This is a genomic window from Cohnella sp. GCM10020058 (genome assembly GCF_042683485.1).
GTDB lineage: Bacteria > Bacillota > Bacilli > Paenibacillales > Paenibacillaceae > Cohnella.
Map to the genome: position 1 here is coordinate 585,837 of NZ_JBHUJV010000008.1, position 21,141 is coordinate 606,977.

Consider the following 21,141-nt stretch of genomic DNA (forward strand, 5'->3'; position numbering starts at 1 on the left):
TGCTTTCTGTTCCGAATCGGTTAAGGTAGAGTTAACTGATAGGAAAAGGAGACTCCAACATGGCGGAACAACGCATCGTAAAGTGGGGCATTATGGGGCCGGGGGGCATTTCGGACAACTTTGCCACGGAGCTGCCGCACGCGCCGGGCGCGGAGCTCGTTGCAGTCGCAGGACGCTCGCTGGACAAGGCGCAGGCCTTTGCCGAGAAGTTCGGCATTCCGCGCGCCTACGGCAGCTGCGAGGAGCTCGCGGCCGATCCGGACGTCGAGATCGTCTACATCGGCACGCTGCACCCGATCCACAAGGAGAACGCGCTGACGCTGCTGCGCGGCGGCAAGTCCGTGCTCTGCGAGAAGCCGTTCACGATCAACGCGGCCGAGGCCAAGGAGATCGCGGATCTCGCGCAAGAGAAGGGCCTCTTCCTCATGGAAGCGATGTGGACGCGGTACCTGCCCGCGATCGTCAAGGTACGGGAATGGCTGGACAGCGGCGTCATCGGCGACGTGCGCATCGTGAAGGCCGAGTTCGGCTTTGATGCGGGCTGGAACCCCGAGGGCCGGCTGCTGAACAAGGAAAAGGGCGGCGGCACGCTGCTCGACGCCGGCATCTACCCGGTGTCGTTCGCATCAATGGTATACGGCGGGGAGCAGCCGTCCAAGATCGCGAGCTCGGTCGTCATCGGCGAGACGGGCGTGGACGAGCAGTTCTCGCTGCTGTTCGAGTACGGCGGCGGCCGCGCGGCTTCCCTGCACGGCGCGGTGCGGCTGGCCATGGCCAACGAGGCCGTCATTTACGGCACGAAGGGGCGCATCGTCGTGCCGAACTTCTTGTTCGCCAAAGCCGCCACGCTGCAGGTGAACGGCGAGGAGCCGGTCGACTTCAAGCAGGAGCTCGAGCCGTCCGGCCACTTCTACCAGGCGATCGAGGCGATGGAATGCCTGCGCGCAGGCCGCAAGGAGAGCGAGGTGCTGACGGTCGACGAGACGGTGCGCATCATGGAGACGCTCGACCGGGTCCGCGAACCGTGGGGGCTTAAGTATCCGAGCGAAGCTTGATCGTTCGCGGCGGGCGGTTTTCAGCAAGGACGATAGGCGAGGGCGCTCCTCGTCTGTCGTCCTTTTTACGTGTCAGAGTTTGGCGGCGGCCGTGGGCAGATAAGCGTGCATTCGGCATGCCGGTGCTTTTCGTAAGTTTGGCGGGTCGAGAAAACGGCATATATACATGTATTTTCTACTGACTGCGACACTTTGCGGTAATAAATGTAAATATTCAATAAATTCAAAGCATAAGCCTGAAAACGGGCTGACGGAGGAAAGTAACTGCGCTTTTGCGCTTTCGGCGAATATAGTTGTATATTTGCAGGCACTGGGGAGAAAGAACGACGCGGGCGACGATTCGCGGACCCATCGGAGCGGCTGTCGGATGAGACATGGACAGGCGTGCGGCGCGCATCAAGCTTCGGATATCCGCAAGACGAAGAAGGATCGTCAGGGCAACGCCCATGACGTTTTTTTCGTGCGTGTCGAAATGTTGAAAAAAGTTTAAAAAATGATTATGCTGAAACGAAGCGCTTGTTAGCGGAAGGTTGGAGGAAAGCCGAATGAAAAAGATTACGCTCCAGATGATCGCGGATCGGTTAGGCGTGTCCAAAGCGCTCGTATCCAAGGCGCTTGCCGGAGATCCGGCGGTCAACGAGGGCACCAGAGAGACGATCTGGAAAACGGCGGAGGAGATGGGCTACCGGTTCCGCAGCGCGAGGCGCTTCGGTCCGGACGCCCAGCCGGGGATCATGGCGGTGCTGATGCCGAGAGCTTATCTGGACGACATGGAATATTGGGGCAACGTAATCCAGGGGATCGAGCAGGAGCTGCTCCGGCACAACTTCAGCATGCTGCTGTCGAGCATCGACATCTCGCTGCCTCCCAAGGACGGGCTGCTGTCCTCGATCGACGACCATCAGGTGAGCGGGGCCATCGCCATGGGCCATCTGCCCGACAGCTATATCGAGGCGCTCAAAGCGAAGCAGTTTCCTTTTATTTTGGTAGACGCCAGCCGTCTCGATCCAGAGGTCGATCATATTCTGGCCAACAATTACCTCGGGGCCTACGAAGCGACTGCGCATCTGCTTGAAGCGGGTCATCGCAGGATGGGATTCGTGGGAGACGCGGACACGTCCTGGAGCTTCCGGGAGCGGTACCGGGGATTCCGGGAGTCGGTCGCGGACTTCGCCGCTGCGCGCGGAGCGAACGTCGATACGCTCGTCATCGGCGGCATCGGCGTCAGCGGCAACGGGATGTACACGGCCCCCGAGCTCGACGAGCAGATCCGGGACGCCGTGCAATGCGCGATGCCGGTCACCGGTCTGTTCTGCGCCAACGATCTGTGCGCGTTGGAGACGCTGAAGCGGCTGGGAGCGCTGGGCGTCGGCTGCCCGGACGATCTCTCGATCGTCGGCTTCGACGACCTCACGCTGACCAAGCTGATGCGGCCTAATCTGACGACCGTGCGCGTTCCCAAGTCGGCCATCGGCGCCCGCGCGGCAGAGCTGATCGTGCGGCGCATTCAGGATCCCGAGCTCGTGCCCGAGCTCGTGCTGCTCTCGACGTCGTTGATCAAGCGCGACTCCGTCAGAGACATTCAAGCCGTCCCCGAATCGGCGGAAGCTCGTGCATAACTGAATAGCAACGCAGCCCCTGCGTCCTTCGCCTCGGCGGAGGGCGATTTTTGTTCCCGCAATTAAATTTCCGCGTACCTACCCGTACACAGACGATCTAACACAACCGACAACTAGCAACCATCCGTAAAAGGCCTGTCCAACTGAGCCCGTCTAAACGCAGCCCGTCTAAACGCAGCTCGTCTACATGCATCTGTCTACACGCCGCCAGTCGGCTTAACTCGCCTGAGCACTACCCGTCCACTCTGTATCCCTCGTTCTGGCTCCCTCACGGACGCACAGGCCCTTATTTTCTAACAAACTCGCTTTAACCCGGCGCTTGCGGACACAGGGGCCGCTATGCATGGCGGCGGAAGAGGATATCTTGGGTCAGTTGCCGGAAAATAAAGAGACGCCCACTTAGCGAAAATTTCAACTTTTTAATTATATAAATATAAATTAAATATAAATAAATTTAATAAAAATGTTGAAGAAAAAATATGCGTGTGTTAAACTCTGGAACTGAAAGCGGTATCATTATCATTTTCCATAGGGGGATTTATCAATGAAAAAAAGTATGACGCTGGCGGCCGCGATCGCGACGATGAGCATGATCGCTACCGCGTGCGGAGGGAACGACAACGGCGGCAACGCTTCGCCTTCCGAGAGCGCCAGCCCGTCCGCTCCGGCGAGCGCGACTGTGAGTGCATCCGCATCCGCTTCTGCGTCTGCGTCGGCTTCGGCCGCTCCGGCTGCCGATATCAGCGGCACGATCACCTTCCTGACCAACCGGACGGACATGGTGGACAAGGAATACGTGGACTACGCCAAGCGCTTCAACGAGAAGTACCCGAACGCGAAGGTCGAATTCGAAGCGGTCACGGACCTGGACAAAACCACCAAGGTCCGCCTGTCCTCCGGCGAATATCCGGACGTGCTGCTCATTCCGACGATTCCGAACTCGGACCTGCCGAAGTACTTTGCGCCGCTCGACGATCTGGGCTTAAACGACAAAATTTACTTCAGCGATTACAAGTCCTCGGACGGCAAGCTGTATGGCATCTCCGCGGGCGCTACCACGACTGGCATCGTTTACAACAAAAAAGCGTTCGCCGACGCCGGTATCACGACGATTCCGAAGACGCTCGACGAATTCTACGCGGCCGCCGAGAAGCTCAAAGCCAAAGGCATCGTGCCGCTGGCCTCCAACTTCAAGGACCAATGGCCGCTGTACCCGTGGGCGTCCGAAGTGCCGATCTCGATCGCCGGCGACAAAAACCTGAACAACGACCGCGTCAACTCCGACGCCCCGTATGCCATGGACAATCCTTACGGCCAAGGTCTCGCGATCATCCGCACGATGTACGAAAAAGGCTACCTGGAGCCGGACGTCAACTCGACGAATTGGGAGCAGTCCAAGAAGGATATCGCGAGCGGCAAGTTCGGCATGTACATGCTCGGCAACTGGGTCATCCCGCAAGTTATCTCGTCCGGCACGACCTCGGACAACGTCGGCTTTTTCCCGCTTCCGTACGACAATTCCGGCAAGACGAACGCGCTGCTCGCGCCCGACTGGGCTTACGGCGTCAACAAGGACAGCAAGCATCTCGAGACGGCCAAAGCGTTCGTCAAGTGGATGCTCGAGGATTCCGGCTTCGACGACTTCGCGGGCTTCATTCCCGTGCTGAAGGATAAGCAGGCCAACATGGCGCAGCTGACCGAATTCCAGAGCTATGGCCCGACGACGATCGAAGCGGCCGCAGATTCCGAGGAGTCCACCGCGATCGTGAACAAGGCGCAGATCGTCAAGGAAGCGATGGTGCAGGAGTTCGTGCTCGCGAAGGATCCGCAGAAGGTGTTGGACGAGTACAACAAGAAATGGGCTTCGGCCAGGAAGGCGCTGGCCAAGTAAACGCCGGCCAAGTTAGTCCAACGCGCATCGAATCGCGTGCCGCGCACCGCCGGAGAGCGAGGGTTTGCCGAAGAAAGAGCCTAGCGCCGGACGAGTTACACGGATTTTCCGCGCAACTCCGTTCCGAGCGGCGTTTGGTGGACGAGTTGCACGGAATTTTCGCATAACGACGTTACCGGCCGTGCGCGGCCTCGTTCGATGCACAGATAGAATCCGGGGTGGGAGAAATGAACGGTTTAAGCTATCAGGCCCAAAAGAGAATCATACTGCTCTGCTTCATGTCCGTGCCGCTGGCGCTGCTCGCGCTGTTCACCTTCTATCCGGCCGTCAAGCTCGTCTGGATGAGCTTCACCGACTGGGACGGACTCGAGGCCAATCCGACGTGGATCGGCTTCGCCAACTTCGTCGAGGTATTCACGAACCGCGACTTGTTCGGCGTCTTCCTGAACCAGATTCCTTACGCCGTCGTCGGCATCGTGCAGAACGCGATCGCGATCGTGTTCGCCGTCATCCTGAATTCGAAACTCCGCGGCAGAAACGGCTTCCGTGTTCTGATGTTCCTGCCGTTCATTATGAATGCCGTCGCCGTCGCCTTTATGTTCCAATATGTGTTCGATACGACGAACGGCTCGCTTAACATCCTGCTCGGCGCGATCGGTCTGGACAGCCTGGCCAAGACGAGCTGGCTCGGCAATACGTCGATCGTCAACTTCTCGCTCGCTTCGATCAGCATGTGGCGCTTCCTCGGCTACAACATGGTCATCTATCTCGGCGCGCTCCAGTCGATTCCGGCGGATATGTACGAGGCGGCCGAGATCGACGGAGCCGGCCGCTGGCACAAGCTGACGCGGCTGACGCTGCCGAATCTTACGAAGATCATCCAGCTCAACATGTTCCTCACGCTGAGCGGCGCCCTTGCCGTCTTCGACCTGCCGTTCGTGCTGACGAAGGGCGGACCGGCGGGCTCGAGCGAGACCTTCCTTTTCAAAACGATCAATACGGCATTCCAGTTCAACAACTTCGGACTCGCTTCCGCGATGAGCGTCGTGCTGCTGCTGATCGTCGTCGTCGTGCTGGCCCTGCAGAACCTGGTCATCGGGAGAGGGGGCAGGGACGCATGAGCAAGTCCGCAAGGCGCGATCCGGTGCAGTGGCTCAAGTACGTCGTACTGCTGCTCGCCTCCTTTATCGTTCTGTTCCCGCCGTACGTCGTCGTCGTCAACGCCTTCAAGCGCAGCGACGAAGGCAACGAACCGTTCGCGCTGCCGCACAGCTTCCTGAACTTCGACAACTTCCGTATCGTCGTCGAACGCACGCATCTGTGGCACTCCTTCGGCAACACCGCTTACATCATCGCGCTGTCGCTCGTCGGAAATGTCTTGCTCGGCACGATGATGGCCTACTGCCTCGGCCGCCTCGAGTTCAAGGGCAAGAAGCTGGTGCTCGGCGCGTTCCTGTTCGCGACGATCGTGCCGACGATCACGACGCAGGTCGTCGTGTTCTCGGTCATCAAATGGATGGGGCTGTACAATTCGCTGTATGCGCCGGTCATCCTGTTCATCGGGGCCGACGTCATCCAGATCTACATCTACCTGCAATTCATCCGCAACATCCCGTACGAGCTCGACGAGAGCGCGATGATGGACGGTGCGAGCCTCTTTTGCATCTATCGTTCGATCATCTTCCCTTTGCTCGGACCCGCCACGGCCACGCTTGTCATCCTGAAGACGATCAACATTTACAACGAACTGTACATCCCGTTCCTTTATATGCCCAAAACGTCGCTCGCCGTCGTGTCCACCTCGATCATGCGTTTCGCAAGCAACAACCAGGCGGAATGGGGCTACATCTGCGCCATCATCCTGCTGATCATGATCCCGACCGTCGTACTGTACCTGTTCCTGCAGCGCTATATTTTCTCCGGCGTAACGAACGGGGCGGTTAAAGGCTAGGTTGAGCGGAAAGGAGGGCTCGCGGGTCGAAGTGCTTTCGAGGGAAAGCACATAACTCCACCCATCCGCCGCCCCTTCACCCGCCCGACTACGGGCAGCCGCAGCGCAGCGTCTGCCCGCGCTTGACGCTCGACGGCGCCGGTGCGCCGCCGAACTTACATGAGAAGGAGGCAAATGGAATTGCCAAGAAAAAAGAGGCTTCGCTCAGGATTGGCAATGCTGCTATCAGTCATGATGATTATTCCTTTATTCGCCGATCCGCTGGCAGCCGGAGCTGCGACGGGAGGAGAGGGCGAGACGGATGCGGGCGGTATTGCCGCAGCCTCGCTCTCCGTATCCTCGACGACCTACAAGCAGAGCAACCTGGGACTGCTCGGCGACGAATTCAAGCTTGTCCTCGACAATTTTGACGCCGCGGACGTGTCAAAATACAGTCGAAATCCGAGCGCTTCCGGCACGGTCGCATTTCCCGACTCGCCGCTCGGCGCCGAATACGGCAAGGCGCTGCAGTTCAACTATGATCTCGCGCAAGGCTACAACGGCGTCATCCTGCGCCGCGATATCGGCGGCGCGCTGCCGCAGAGCGGCGCCTGGCCGGGGCTGGCCGCGATCGAGCTGACGGTGCAGGCGGACACGCCGATTCCGAACCCGATCCTGCAGCTCAACATCGGCGACGCCTGGCCGGGCTCGTCGTACGAGGCCGACCTGAAGAAGCATGTCGGCTTCGATGCGAACAGCACCGCGCCGCAGCACCTGGTCATCCCGATCGCGGAGTTCGTGGCGAAGGGCGGCACCGCGCCGATTCCGAGCACGGATAACGTCATTTCCTTCGCCATGTACATGGGCGGCTCGGGCCAGGGCAGCGTCACGCTCGACGAGGCGAAGCTCATCTTCGCCAAGGCGCTTGCCGTCGACAGCTTCGACGGCTATGCCGACGATGCCGCGCTCGCCGCAGCGTGGGCGCCCAACACGAACGGCGGCACCAATGCGCGCACGTTGACGGCCCAAGGCGCGGGCAAGGCGATGACGTTCGCTTACGACGCGGCGTCCTTCAACAGCAAGGGCTACACCGGCGCGGTCAAATCGCTCGCGGGCCAGGACTGGACCGGCACCGGCGCCGTGGCGCTCGACTTCACGGGCGACGGGCTCGGCCAAGACATTCTGCTCCAGCTCACGAGCGGCGCGAGCGCCTCGATGGAAGCGCACCTCGCCAACGTGCCTGGCTTCGATCCCGCCTCCACCGCGAAGCAGCATCTTGTTATCCCGCTCGCCATGTTCGCGCCGAAGTCCGGCGGCATGACGCTCGCGCCCGATCAGATGAAGGGCATCGCGCTCTACGTGAACAAGACGGGCGCCGGCATCGCGTCTTCATCGAGCCTGACGCTGGACAACATCGTTCGCCTCGTGCCGAGCGGCTCCGAGCAGGCGGGCGGCGGCGAGGTCAAGTTCAATGAGACCAATCTGGCCGCGCAAGGCAGCGACAACCTGCTGTCCGTGCTGAACGCCGCTGCGACCGTATCCGACGGCGGCCGGATCGTCGGCGTCAAATACGAGAGCAGCAAGCCGGAGATCCTGGCAAATGTCAACGGCGGCTACGTCTACAAGGGCCTGTTCCGCCAATCGGGCGCGGTGCGCGTGAAGCTGCAGTCCGTGCAGGCTGAGATTAACGGCGCGGTCAAGGAGATCGCGGTCACCGGCGAGCTCTCGATCGAAGTGTCGAGTCTCGCGCCGTCGGTCGACGTGCTCGATTACCTGAAGGGACTGCGCGGCCAGGGCGTGCTGACGGCGATGCACAACAAGGAGCCGAACACGAACCCGCGCGAGACGACCGACAGGCTGCTCGCCGCGACGGGCGAGACGCCCGCGATCTGGAGCGGCGACTTCCTGTACCAGGCGCGGGACGTAAACGCGCGGCAGACGATGATCGACGAGGCGATCCGCCAGTGGAACGACGGCTCGCTCGTCAACATCATGCTGCACGTCGCCCCGCCGAACCGTACGGTCGCGCAGGAAAAAGAAGGCGCCAAGTGGGACGACCGCACGGCGACGGCCGATCAGAACGGCGTGCAGGCGTACCTCAGCGAAGCGCAGTGGGACAGCCTGCTGACCGACGGCGGCGAGCTGAACGAAAACTGGAAAAAGCGTCTTGACGAATATTACCGGTACCTGATTCAGCTCAAGCAGGCGGGCGTCACCGCGATGTTCCGTCCTTTCCACGAGATGAACCAGCACGTCTTCTGGTGGGTGGGCAATCCGGAGCATACGAAGGCGCTGTACCGCCTGACGCATGACTACCTCGTCGACGTCAAAGGGCTGGACAATCTGATCTGGGTATGGGACGTGCAGGACCTGCCCGCTAACTACGGCGACAGCTACGGCTATAACGCCGCGGACTGGTCGTCCTTCAATCCGGGCGAGAACTACTGGGATGTGTTCGCGCTGGACGTTTACGACGCCAAGGGATACACGCAGGCCAACTATGACCAGGCCGTCTCTATCGCAGGCGACAAGCCGATGGCGATCGGCGAATGCTGGGTGCTGCCGACGCAGCAGGAACTCGCGGCGCAGCCGAACTGGGTGTTCGCGATGCCGTGGGCGGGCGATACGTTCGACTACAACTCGGCTGAAAAAATCAAAACGTTCTACCAGTCGAATCTGACGCTTGCCGATACGCCGGCTTTCCAGACGCGTCGCGTCGGCACGGTCGCCATCGACGACTTCGAAGGCTACGCAGACAATGCGGCGCTGACCGCAGCCTATACGCGGGACGCCTCAGGCGGCACGAACTCGGTCGCTCTGCAAGCTTCCCCGCTCGGGGGCAGCGGCAAGCAGGCGCTCGCGATGACGTACAACACGAACCGTCCCGATGGCTACACGGGAACGTCACGCGCGCTCCATCTCGACATCACGGGCGCAAAGACGATCAAGCTGTGGTTCCAGGGCAACGGCAACAGCGGCCAGACCGTGCTGATCCGTCTGGCTTCCGGCGCGCCGGACCGCTGGTTCGAGTTCGACCTGCTGGATCTGCGCGGGTTCAGCGCCACCGCCAAGACGCCGCAGTATCTGGAGATTCCGATCGAAGCTTTCAAGCCGCTCGCGGCCGGTACGACGTTTGATCCGTCCAGGCTGCTCGGCCTCGGCTTTTACGTCAAGAAGCTCGGCGGCGAAAACCGCAGCGGCACGCTGACGATCGACGGCGTCTCGTATTCCAAGCTGGCGCCGGCCAAGGAAGCGCCGGGCTTCAAGATCGACTTCGGCAGCACGGCGTGGCAGGCGGCGGGCGGCGATACGCTGATGAAGCTGCTCAAGGCGAACACGACGATCACCGCGCTGGGCGCGGGAACGACGGGCGCCGCGCCATACCTTTTCCAGGTGCTGTACGACAGCAACGACGACGAGATCCTGAGAAACGAGGGGCTGTTCTCCTCCAAGGGAATCTTCCGCAAGACGGGAACGGTCGAGGTCACGATCAAGCAGGTGACCGTATACGCGGGCAACAAGCAGCACTACATCGAAGTAAACCGCAAGGTGACGATCGACGTCGGCGCGCTGGCCGAGCCGGTGAACGTGCTCGAATATCTCAAGGCGCTGACAGGCAACGGCACGCTGTCGGCGATGCATAACAAGGAGCCGAACGAACGGCCGCGCATCACGACGGACCGTATTATGGAGACGACCGGCGTCACGCCGGCGATCTGGAGCGGGGACTTCCTGTTCCTCAAGGACGACGTCGCGAACCGGCAGAAGATGATCGACGAGGCGATCCGCCAGTGGAACGACGGCGCGCTGATCAACATCATGTTCCACGTCCCGTCCGCGACCCGGACGGTCGAGGAGGAGAAGCAGGGCGCGGATTGGTCCGGCAGCGCGAACGCGGTGCAGACCGACCTCACGCCGGAGCAGTGGACCAGCCTGCTCACCGACGGCGGCGACCTGAACAAGAACTGGAAGCTGCGGCTAGACGAGTATGCCAAATATCTGCAGCAGCTGGAGGACGCTGGCGTCGTGCCGATGGTCCGTCCTTTCCACGAGATGAACCAGCATGCCTTCTGGTGGGCCGGCGTGCCGCAAAATACGGCCGCCCTCTCCCGCCTGACCAAGGACTATCTGGTGAACGTCAAAGGTCTGGACAACATGATCTGGATGTGGAACATGCAGGACTTCGACAACCGGATGAACTGGCAGGATTACAATCCGGGCAGCGATTACTGGGACATCCTGACGCTGGACGCCTATACCAACGGCCTCGGCAGCAAGGGCGACGACTATTACGCCCAGATGAAGCGATTCGCGGCGGAAGCCGGCGGCGCGGACGGTCCGAAGCCGATGGGTATCGGCGAGAGCTTCAAGCTGCTGGATACGGCGGGATTGGCGAAATACAAGGACTACGCGATGATGATGCCGTGGGCGGACGATGCGTGGGTGTACAACACCGACGACGCGCTGCGCACGTTCTACAAAAACACCGTGTCGATCCTTGATACGCCGGTATTCGCCTCCACGCTAAAGGGAGGAAGCGGCGTGGAAACGAAAACCTACAACTACGATCTGGTGACCGAGGTTTACGATTGGGGTCAGAACGTGAAGGGCCTCGTCATCGACATGGGCGTGGGACCTAAGGTGAACGCGTCGGACATTTCCAAGAGCGCGTTCGAGGTCGGCGTCCGCAACACGACGGGCACAGGCGCCGTCGCATACGAGGGACTGCGTACGATCACGAACGCCTATGTCAACGACACGGGCAAGATCGACGGCGCGGGCGCGTCCGCCGGGCGATATGTCGTGCTTGAGTTCAAGACGGGCAAGGACCTGGCCGAGGCGGCCACGACTTCCTGGGACGGCGCGGCGCGTCAGACGACGCTGCTGAGCCTGGGTTACAGCGTCAAGCAGGAGAGCGCAATCGGTGCGCTTCTGCCGCTCGCCGCCAAGTACGTGCAGGGCAAGCAGACGAACCTGATCGTCGACGACTTCGAGCATGGCACGTATGCGGACGCGAACGGCGAGCATGCGTACAATCTGTTCGTGCCGAAGAACAAGCAGGCGGGGCAAAAGTATCCGCTCGTGCTCTGGCTGCACGGCAACGGCGAGCGGGGCGGCGAAGGCCTGCTGCCGATGCTCTCGAGCAAGGGCGCGACGGCGTTCGCGGATCCGTCCGCGCAGGCCGCGTACGGCGGCATGTACGTGCTGGCGCCGCAGTTCAGCGCGGCGCACGGCGCGCCGGACGATATCGTGGACGGCGTCTCCGCGCTCGTGAAAAAGCTGCTGGCGGACGACAGCCGGATCGATCCGTCTCGGGTGTACATCGTCGGCGCTTCGGCCGGCGGCACCCGGACGTGGAAGCTGCTGCTGCAGGAGCCCAAGCTGTACGCGGCCGCAATCGCGATCGCCAGCACGACGGCCGTGCCGGGCAATCTGAATCTGACGACGGCCGACTATGAAAAGCTGAAAGACGTGCCGATCTGGCTGTTCCACAGCGCGAACGACACGACGATTAACGTATCCAACAGCCGTGCCGCAAGCGAAGCGCTGACCGCGCTGGGCGGCAACGTACGCTACACCGAATACACCGGCGTCGTGCAGGACGGCGTCACGTACGACGGGCACCAATCGTGGGTGCCGGTGCTGGACAACGGCATCGACGCCAAGTACGACGCGAAGCCGTTCGACTGGCTGTTCGCGCAGTCGCTGGCCGGCGGCGGAACGGTCGATCCCGACAAGTACAAGGTCGCGCTCGACGACTTCTCGACCTACTCGGACAGCGCGCAGCTCTCCGGCGTCTACGGACGCAATACGAACGGCGGCCAAAATACGCTGACGCTCGTCCCGTCGCCGTTCGGCGAAGGACTGGGCAACGCGATGAAGTTCGAGTACGACCTGACGAACGGCTACTCCGGCCGCTCGCGCACGGTGAACGGCTACTGGCCGGGACTCGAGGCGGTCGAGCTGTGGGTGCAGACGGACGGCAAGGGACAGGACATCCTGCTGCAGCTGTCGGACGGCGCTTCATACGAGGCGCATCTGAACAATGTAGCCGGCTTCGACAAGACGTCGACCGCGCCGCAGCATCTCGTCATCCCGATCGGCGAGTTCAAGCGCAAGGAGGGCACGGGCACGTTGAACACGAAGGGCGTCGCTTCGTTCGCGCTCTACGTAAACAAAGTGGGCGCCGTAACGGGAGGCACGGTCACTTTGGACGAGATTCAGCTGGTGTTCGGCGAAAAGCCGGTGCTGCCGGAGATCTCGTTTGCGAAAACGGAGCTTCAGGCCGATGGAATCGGCAACCTGATCTCGCTGCTGAACGCGAGCGCGACGCTGCCTGCGGGCGCGAAGATCGTCCAGGCGACTTACGTATCTTCGGATGCGGCCGTACTGCCTAACTTCGACCGCTTCGCGCCGAAGGGCGACTTCCTGAAGGAAGGACATACGAATGTAACGCTGAAGCAGGTGAAGCTGTACCAGGACGGCACGACGTTCACGATCGACGTCAACGCGCAGTTGAGCGTTACGGTCAGCCATCTGCCCGCAGCGGTCGACGTGGTCGAATATTTAAAGGAGCTCACCGGACACGGCATATTGTCCGCGATGCATCACGACCAGTCATACTCGAATCCGGCGGCGAACGATGTGCTGCATCAGCGCGTGGCCAATGAATTCGGCGTGTATCCGGCGCTGTACAGCGCGGACTTCCTGACGGGCGGCACGGTGCCGTACCGGCAGAACATGATCGACGAGATCAAGCGCCAATGGGCCGGCGGCAGCCTCGTGCAGATCATGTTCCACGTCTCGCCGCCGCAGTACACGGTCGCCCAGGAGGCGGAAGGCGGCTGGGGCGGAGACACGGCGCAGGAGACGCTGCCGAGTCCGAACCGTATCTACAGCTTCCTTTACAACGATCAATGGAAGGAACTGCTGACGGACGGCACCGCGCTCAACAAAAACTGGAAGCTTCGCATGGACGAATACGCGAAGTTCCTGCAGCAGCTCGAGGATGCGGGCGTGACCGTCATGCTGCGGCCGTTCCACGAGATGAACCAGCACGTCTTCTGGTGGGGCGGACGCCCGGGACCGGAAGGCAGCGCGGCGCTGTACCGGATGTTCCACGATTATATGGAAAAGGACAAAGGACTCTCGAACATCATCTGGGTGTGGAACGTTCAGGACCTGCCGGACGACTACGGCTATGCCGACGGCGACGCCAAGTTCGACAGGTACGAAGGACTGGACGGGGGCCTCGCCGAGTACGATGCCAACGACTGGAACAGCTTTAATCCGGGCAAGGACTACTACGACATTCTGTCCGTGGACTTCTACGATGCGGAAGGCTATGCGACGCGCCATTACGAGCAGGCCAAGCGCATCGCGCAGGCCGACGGCAAGCCGATGATCGTCGGCGAGACGTTCGTCTTCCCGACGCAGGCCGAGCAGGCTGCGCAGCCGGACTGGACGCTGGCGATGCCATGGGGCATCCGCACGTGGAACTACAACACAAAGGAAGCGATGGCGGCCTTCTATCAGAACAGCATCGGCATCGACGGCCTGCCGCGCTTCGCGACGCGGGACAATACCGAAGTTCCGCCGGTCGATCCGGGCACGGGTAATCCCGGCACGGTGACGCCGACTGCGGGCAATAGCGGCACCGCCGTCGTATCCGATGGCGCCATTGCCGTGAAGGCGGCGCCGGACGCGCAAGGCAACGTCGCGATTACCTTAAACTCAAACGACGTAAAGAAGGCGGCTGCCGGCGCCAGGAACGGCAGACTGCAGATCGCGATCGATACGGGCGGAACGTCTATCAAGGGCACGGCAACGGTGAACGTGCCGCTGCAGGAGTGGCTTGGCTCGGCATCGGCCGGCGGCGTCGGCGAGATCGCGGTCACCGCGAACGGGGCGACGATCGTCGTGCGCACGGACGCCGGTCTGATCGGGACGAGCGCCAAGCAATTGACGCTGACGATCGCCAAGGCTGACGGCGCGACGCTATCGGCTGCTGCAAAAAGCAAGATCGGCGACCGTCCGGTCTACGATCTGGGTCTGACCGTCGACGGCGCGAAGCCGGCGGACTTCGGTACGGGCGGCGCGGTAAGCGTGTCGCTGGATTACAAGCCGCAGGCGGGCGAGCTGGCGCATAAGCTGGTCGTGTATTATATTGCGGAAGACGGCGCGCTGCAGCCGATCAAGAAGACTTCCGTCGATGCGCCGGCGGGCAAGATCTCGTTTGAGCCGCGGCACTTTAGCCGCTATGCAGTCGGCTATGCGGACGTAACCTTCGGCGACCTGTCGCAAGCGGCATGGGCGCGGGAAGCGATCGAGACGCTGGCGGCGCGACAGATCGCGAACGGCACGGGCGACGGCAAGTTCGAGCCTGCGCGTCCGGTGACGCGCGCCGAGTTCCTGAAGCTGCTGCTCGAAGCGCTCGAGCTGTCCGATCCGCAGGCGACGGCGTCGTTTAGCGATATGACGTCCGACGCCTGGTATTACGGCGCGGTTGCTACCGGCGCCAAGCTCGGCATCGTCAAGGGCCGCGCGGACGGCACCTTCGGCGCAAGCGACACGATCACGCGCGAGGACATGGCCGCCATGCTGGCCAGAGCGATCGCGCTGACTGGCGAGCTGGACGCATCCGAAGCGGGCGACGGCTTCAAGGACCAAGCTTCGATCGCGGACTATGCGCGCGAAGCGGTAGGTCAACTCGCGAATGCGGGCCTGATCAACGGCTTCGAAGACGGCACGTTCTCGCCCAAAGGCGAGACGACGCGCGCCCAGGCGGCGAACGTCATCTACAAGCTGCTCAACTTCTAATTGAACGAAGCAAAGCGCGCCGGTTCCCCTCAAGGAGCCGGCGCGCTTTTTTGCTGCGGATAATTTATCCTGCCCAGGGACAATCTACAACCGCGCGGTTGCGGCGCGCGTCTTTCGCCTAAAGTCGGACATGAAATTCGGGGTGAACCGATGAATAACTTTTCCGATCCCTTTCGCGCAAGGCGCTATCTCGCCTTTGTCAGCATGTTCGGGACGACGCAGATTCACAAGCGCAATCCGTATACAATCGCATCTTGGTCGATGGCGTTCCCCGGCTTCGGTCATCTGCTGCTGAATAAGTACATCCGGGGATACTTGCTCGTCTTATGGGAGTTTTATATCAACCAGAAAATTCACTTGAATCTCGCCATCGTCCATTCGTTCAACGGCGAGTTCCAAGCGGCGCGAGACGCGCTGGACCCCAGGTTCATGTCCCTGTATATCCCGGTCTATTTGTTTGCGATCTGGGACAGCTATCGTACGGCGGTAGATATGAACAAAGTGTACGTGTTGGCGCGCAGGGAAAACGCGAGGTTCAGCGAATTCAGCATCGGCGCGCTCGAAGTCAATTATCTCGACAAGCGCAAGCCATGGATCGCAGTCATCTGGTCGATCGGCATACCGAGCGTCGGACAGCTTTACCTTCATCGCATTGTGCTCGCTACCTTTATTCTGATAAGTACGATCGTGCTCGTACGCGAGTCCCATATTATTCTCGCCATTCACGACCTGATTCTGGGCGATCTCCGGTCGTCCAAGGAGGCAATGGACGCCCAGTGGCTGCTGTACGTTCCCTCCTTTTACTTTTTTACGATCTACGACGCTTATGTCACCACGGTAGAAAACAATAAGCTTTTCGACCTTTCCTTAAAAAGCCACCTCGTTCGAAACTACCAGCCGCCAGGCGTCATATTAACGATCGGGAGCAAAGTGGACTGATGCAAATATTCGCGACGTTCGATTACTCGACCCTGCTAGAGATTGCCATTACGGAGCTCGAGGCGCACGGCGTCTCTTCAATCTACGCAGTGCCGCTCGACTTGCGCAAGGAAGAGCCGCGGCTGATGGACAGCCTGCACCGCGCGGACGGCTTGTCCTTCTTGGACAAAGGTATGGTTCTCGCTTTTATGTTCGCTACGGTCGGGGCGAGTAAAGGGTTCGTCTGGGCCTGGGGGCCGGTCATTTGGGGGATTATCGGGGCAGTTGCCGGGTTCGTTCTAGGCGTGGCGATCAACGGGTTCCTCTATCTGAGGAAGCGCCGGAAAAGACGGACTGCGCTGTCGAAGGGCAAAAGCGGGGACGTCATTCTGGTCGTAAGTTGCGAAGCGGACAAGGCCGCGATCGTGGCCGACATCTTGTGGGACCACAAGGCACTGGGGTTGGCGAAAACGAAGTAATCGACATCGAATCCGAGGTGATGCCATGCATGCCGGAAATTGGTTTGCCTATTCCAGCGCCGCAACGGCCGTCGCCGCGGCTCTCTTTTTCGAATGGCTGTCGCTAAAGACGGGGTACCTGGTGTATAAAGGGTGGTCGTTGTATTACTCGTTAGTCGTTTATGTTATCGGCCTGCTATTCCTGCGGTGGCATCTTCGTTTTATTCGACAATAAGGCTGACAGCTTTATTGGACACGGACTGCACTACGGCATGCGCGGAGTGGAGTCTTTTTTTGCGTGGAAGGATGACTTTTAGGGGGATTGTAATGTTTGTTTTTCATGCGATAATGTTCTAAAAGAACATGGGTTCATTGGCAAGATGAATTTACCAGCGCGCGGGGAGAATAACGTCGATGAAGAAGCTTATGCCGAGAAGGACGCATATCCGCATTTTCCTGGGCTCGTGCCTGCTGTTCGTCCTCGTCTCCGTGCCCGTCGTGTTTTTTATGACTCGGCAGTTTTCGATTTTTGCATTAAACCAGATCGACAAGGTGAACAAGACCGAGATTACGCATTCCCGGGACAATGCAGCGTTCATCCTCGATAAAATGATCGCCTACGGCTTCACCATGTACGCCGACAAAAGCGTGCAGGCTTGGATGACGGCCGATGCGGAGACGCAGGGTCACGAGATCGAGGCGATCGCGGCGGCGGCCAAGTACAGGACGACCGAGCCTTTTCTGAAAAACGCGTACCTGCTCAATATGCGTACCGAGCACGTGATCGACATCGCATACGGCATTACTTCGTTCGCCGATTTTGACGATCAGGACATTTTGCGGCTTGCGAAGACGCCGGCCAAGGCTTACCAGCGCTTTTTCGTTCATCGTACGTCCGGTACGCGTTCGCTGGCGCTGATGATCCCCACCGTGCCGTCGGGCCAGCCCTCGTACGGTTATTTGGTGCTGCTGCTCGACGACGCGCTGATGAAGCAGTATTTGCTCAAGGAAAACAAGGGGGCGGGGTTTATCTCCTTTATGCTCGACGAGGAAGGGCGGCTGATGCTCGGCCCGGATGAAAAGGGTAACGCGTCGGGAGCGGCGGAGGTGTCCGGATCGAGCGAGGGGCTGTACAAGGAGCTCGCGATTCGCGCTTCCGGCGCTTCCGGCAGCTTCAAGCAGCGATTCGAAAAGGAATCGTGGTCCGTACAGTACGCCAGGATCGAGCCGCAGGGCTGGACCCTTTATCAGATGGCCAAGCTGGAAGGAATCAATGCGGACTTTTACGCGTTCCGCACCAAGCTGATGGTTGTGCTGGCGGGACTGGTGGCGCTGCTTCTTGGCATTCTGTTCTGGAATTCGAGGCGTACCTACAAGCCGTTCTCCCAGTTGGCGAGCCAGTTGGAGACCAAGCTCGGACCGTCGCTGCAGCGCAGGCAGGACGAGGGTCCGCTGGCCGAGCACAGCGTCATCCGGTACGGCATCGAGATGCTGGAGAGCCGGATGGTGGAGCTGGACTCTTCGATGCGCGAGCACCGGGACGTCATCAAGTCGGAATACCTGCGTCAGTGGATTCTTCAGGGTAAGCTGATTCCGCCTGTCGAGCAGTATTTGCGGGAGCACTCGGGGCTGTTCGCGTACGGGAACCTGTATATCGGCGTGATCCGCATCGACGGCTACAGCGCGTTCCAGGAGAAGTACGAATTTGCCTCGCGGAAACTGATGAAGTACGCGATGGGCAACATCGCGGAGGAGATCCTGCGGCGGAACGGAGGCGCCGAGTCGGTCGATCTGGGGAGCGACCATGTCGTCCTGCTGCTCTCCGGAGACGGAATGTCGATGGAGCGCTTGACGGAACTGCTCGGGGAGGCCAAGGCGCAGATCGACCGGTGGACGCAAATCCGCGTGACCGTCGCCGTCAGCGAGGCGCGTGCGTTCGGCGACGATATTCGGGCCGCATACCAGCATATCCTTGAGCTGACGATGCTCAAGTTCGTTTCCGGCGAGGATAAAATCTATTTAGAACGCGATTTTGAAAATTATATGCGCAGCGTGCAGCCCTTGCCGGACGATCAACTGCTAGACGAGCTTATTAAAAACGTGCGGATGGGCAAGCCCGACGAAGCCGCCGCAGGGCTGGACCGCTTGTTCGCCCACATGCAGACGATGCACTATGCGCAGAGCAAGATCCAGCTGTCGCTCATGCTGTATACGCTGTTCAAGGCGTTCAACAAGCTGCCGTCGGTCGCATCGATCGAGGGAATCGAGAGTATCCTCGAATCGTTCGATACGCTGGCAGGCGTACGGGCATGGCTCGAGCGCGAGCTGCTCGTCATTGTCGAGGAGCTGAGCAGCAAGAAGGGAGCGAGCCGGCGGGACGAGATCGTGAGGGATATCGTGGACTACGTGCGCAACCACCTGCACGATCCGATGCTCACGATCGAGGAGATCGCCGAGCACGTCTCGCTCTCCTCCCGGCACGTAAGGCAGCTGTTCAAGGAGTCGCTGGACGTGACGTTGTCCGAATACATCCTGCAGGAGCGAATCGCCAAGGTCAAGGAGCTGCTGGCGACGACGGACTGGACGGTCACGGACATCGGGGAGCGCGCGGGCTTCCAGACGAAGAGCCACTTCTTCACGATTTTCAAGAAGGCGACGGGATTGACGCCGAGTCAGTACAGGGACACGGCGGGGGCATAGGAGCAAGGGGAAGCGATTTTGGGCAAGGCAAAGCGAGTAAGGCGTAGATGCGAGACATAGATGTAAAGTGGAATGTCCGGGGAGCGTCGCGTTTCCCACAAGGACATAGGTGACATAAGCAAGTTAAAGCGAACGGGTAAGCAGCGAGCCGCTCTTCAAGTCATGTGAATGACTTGAACAGCGGTTTTTGACATGAAGTCCAGGGGATTGGGCTTATCGGACGTAGGGCGGGTCGAAAAAAACTGCGTTTGTACATGTATTTTCTGCCGATCAACAGCACGTGATGAAATACCTGCAAATGTGCAGGTAAATGCAATTCACAAGCCTGAAATCGGGCTGATGGAAGAAAATACATGCGCTTTTGCATCTTTTCTTCTCGAAAGGGTCGGCATCGCCAAAATTAGATGTATATTTGCAGGCTTTATGGCGAAGGAACGACGCGGGCAGGCGTTAGGCCGGCTCATCCGAATGGCTGTGGGATGATTGGGCAGGTTGGCGAGTTGAAGCGGATGTGTAACGGTTCCTCTCGAATGATCGGACGATCTGCGGTCGGAAGCAGCACGATGGGCGACACGAGCGGGGACCGGCAGGCCGAAGGGGGCAGAGGGGAGAAATTTAGCCCTGTTTTCCGCGGTATTTCCCGTTTGCGAACCCGATTTCCGGATTCAGTACCTTGACGCAACCCGCGCCGCCGCGGGCTTTTTCCGCATATAGAACGCCGCTTCCGCCCCATTTCCTCAACTAGAACTATACAGACCGTTCGGGCTGGACCTAAGCTTGGGACATCGCCAATCAAACGCAGCCAGCAAGAGAGGAGACGGTGTACCAAGTGCCGATCGTGAGAGAAATCGTACGCAACAAATATTTATACGTATTGGCGCTGCCCGGTCTGTTGTTCCTGATCGTATTCGCCTACGTACCCATGGCGGGCCACCTGATCGCGTTCAAAAAATACAGGCTCGCCGACGGACTATGGGGGAGCGAGTGGGTCGGGTTCGACAATTTCAAGTTTTTCTTCATGAGCAGCGACTGGTACAAGGTGACATTCAACACGGTGTTCCTGAATGGATTGTTCATCGTCTGCGGTCTCGGGATCGCGCTGCTTCTGGCCATTTTCCTGAACGAGATTCATAGCCGGCTTTACAAAAAGATCGCGCAGTCGCTCATTTTCCTGCCTTACTTCATCTCGTGGCTGGTCGTCAGCATGATGACGTTTGCTTTCCTTAATACGACGGACGGCATCCTGAACCGCTTGCTGATCGACAACGGGATGGATCCGCAGAACTGGTATCTGAAGCCGGGCATCTGGCCGGGCGTGCTGACGTTCATCTATGTATGGAAATTCGCCGGCTACTACTCGATTATTTTCCTCGCGGCGATCACGGGCATCTCGGGCGAATATTACGAGAGCGCGAAGATCGACGGGGCGACAAGGTTCCAGCAGATCATCCATATTACCATTCCGCTCATCCGCAACGTGCTGATCGTGCTGGCGCTGCTCGGCGTCGGACGGATCTTCTACGGCGACTTCGGCATGATCTACGGCATCGTCGGCGATACGGCGCCGCTCTATCCGACGACGGATGTCATCGATACGTATTCGTACCGGGCGCTGCGACAGCTGGGCGACTTCAGCAAGTCCTCGGCCATCATCATGTACCAGTCCGTGATGGGGCTCGTGACGATCGTGATTTTTAACGCTATCGCCAGACGAATCGACAAAGACTCCAGCTTATTTTAGATTCCGGAT

The 21,141-nt window shown here is 59.9% G+C and carries 10 protein-coding genes; all 10 read left to right on the top strand.

Translation table 11 applies throughout. The features are described 5' to 3' along the window. The first annotated feature begins 59 nt into the window (after nt 1-59). The 10 genes from ACFSR7_RS14900 (at nt 60) to ACFSR7_RS14945 (ending at nt 21,132) form a co-directional block, all read left to right on the top strand. The gene (locus ACFSR7_RS14900; protein WP_378162777.1) at nt 60-1,055 is read left to right on the top strand and encodes a Gfo/Idh/MocA family protein; all 996 of its coding nucleotides are present in this window, start codon (nt 60-62) and stop codon (nt 1,053-1,055) included. A 545-nt stretch (nt 1,056-1,600) separates the two neighbouring features. After that, nucleotides 1,601-2,674 carry a LacI family DNA-binding transcriptional regulator gene (locus tag ACFSR7_RS14905; protein WP_378162779.1) on the top strand — a complete coding sequence of 358 codons (1,074 nt, stop codon included), beginning with the start codon at nt 1,601-1,603 and terminating at the stop codon, nt 2,672-2,674. A 544-nt stretch (nt 2,675-3,218) separates the two neighbouring features. Next, nucleotides 3,219-4,565, top strand: coding sequence for an ABC transporter substrate-binding protein (locus ACFSR7_RS14910; protein WP_378162781.1), 1,347 nt, complete (start codon nt 3,219-3,221; stop codon nt 4,563-4,565). A gap of 227 nt (nt 4,566-4,792) precedes the next feature. Further along, on the top strand, nt 4,793-5,686 hold the full coding sequence (locus ACFSR7_RS14915) for a carbohydrate ABC transporter permease (protein ID WP_378162783.1): 894 nt from the start codon (nt 4,793-4,795) through the stop codon (nt 5,684-5,686). After that, nucleotides 5,683-6,516, top strand: coding sequence for a carbohydrate ABC transporter permease (locus tag ACFSR7_RS14920; protein ID WP_378162785.1), 834 nt, complete (start codon nt 5,683-5,685; stop codon nt 6,514-6,516). The genes ACFSR7_RS14915 and ACFSR7_RS14920 overlap by 4 nt, the downstream gene beginning before the upstream one ends. 180 nt (nt 6,517-6,696) lie before the next feature. Then, nucleotides 6,697-15,315: a glycosyl hydrolase gene (locus tag ACFSR7_RS14925; protein ID WP_378162787.1), complete on the top strand. Its 8,619-nt coding sequence runs from the start codon at nt 6,697-6,699 to the stop codon at nt 15,313-15,315. A gap of 150 nt (nt 15,316-15,465) precedes the next feature. Further along, complete coding sequence (locus ACFSR7_RS14930; RefSeq protein WP_378162789.1) at nt 15,466-16,254, top strand: hypothetical protein; 789 nt, start codon at nt 15,466-15,468, stop codon at nt 16,252-16,254. Further along, a complete protein-coding gene (locus ACFSR7_RS14935) occupies nt 16,254-16,712 on the top strand; it encodes a hypothetical protein (RefSeq protein ID WP_378162791.1) in 459 nt (152 codons plus the stop codon). The genes ACFSR7_RS14930 and ACFSR7_RS14935 overlap by 1 nt, the downstream gene beginning before the upstream one ends. Before the next feature lie 393 nt (nt 16,713-17,105). Next, nucleotides 17,106-19,391, top strand: coding sequence for a helix-turn-helix domain-containing protein (locus ACFSR7_RS14940; RefSeq protein WP_378162793.1), 2,286 nt, complete (start codon nt 17,106-17,108; stop codon nt 19,389-19,391). Between the two features lie 829 nt (nt 19,392-20,220). Beyond that, on the top strand, nt 20,221-21,132 hold the full coding sequence (locus ACFSR7_RS14945) for an ABC transporter permease (protein WP_177244178.1): 912 nt from the start codon (nt 20,221-20,223) through the stop codon (nt 21,130-21,132). The last annotated feature ends 9 nt before the right edge of the window (nt 21,133-21,141 follow it).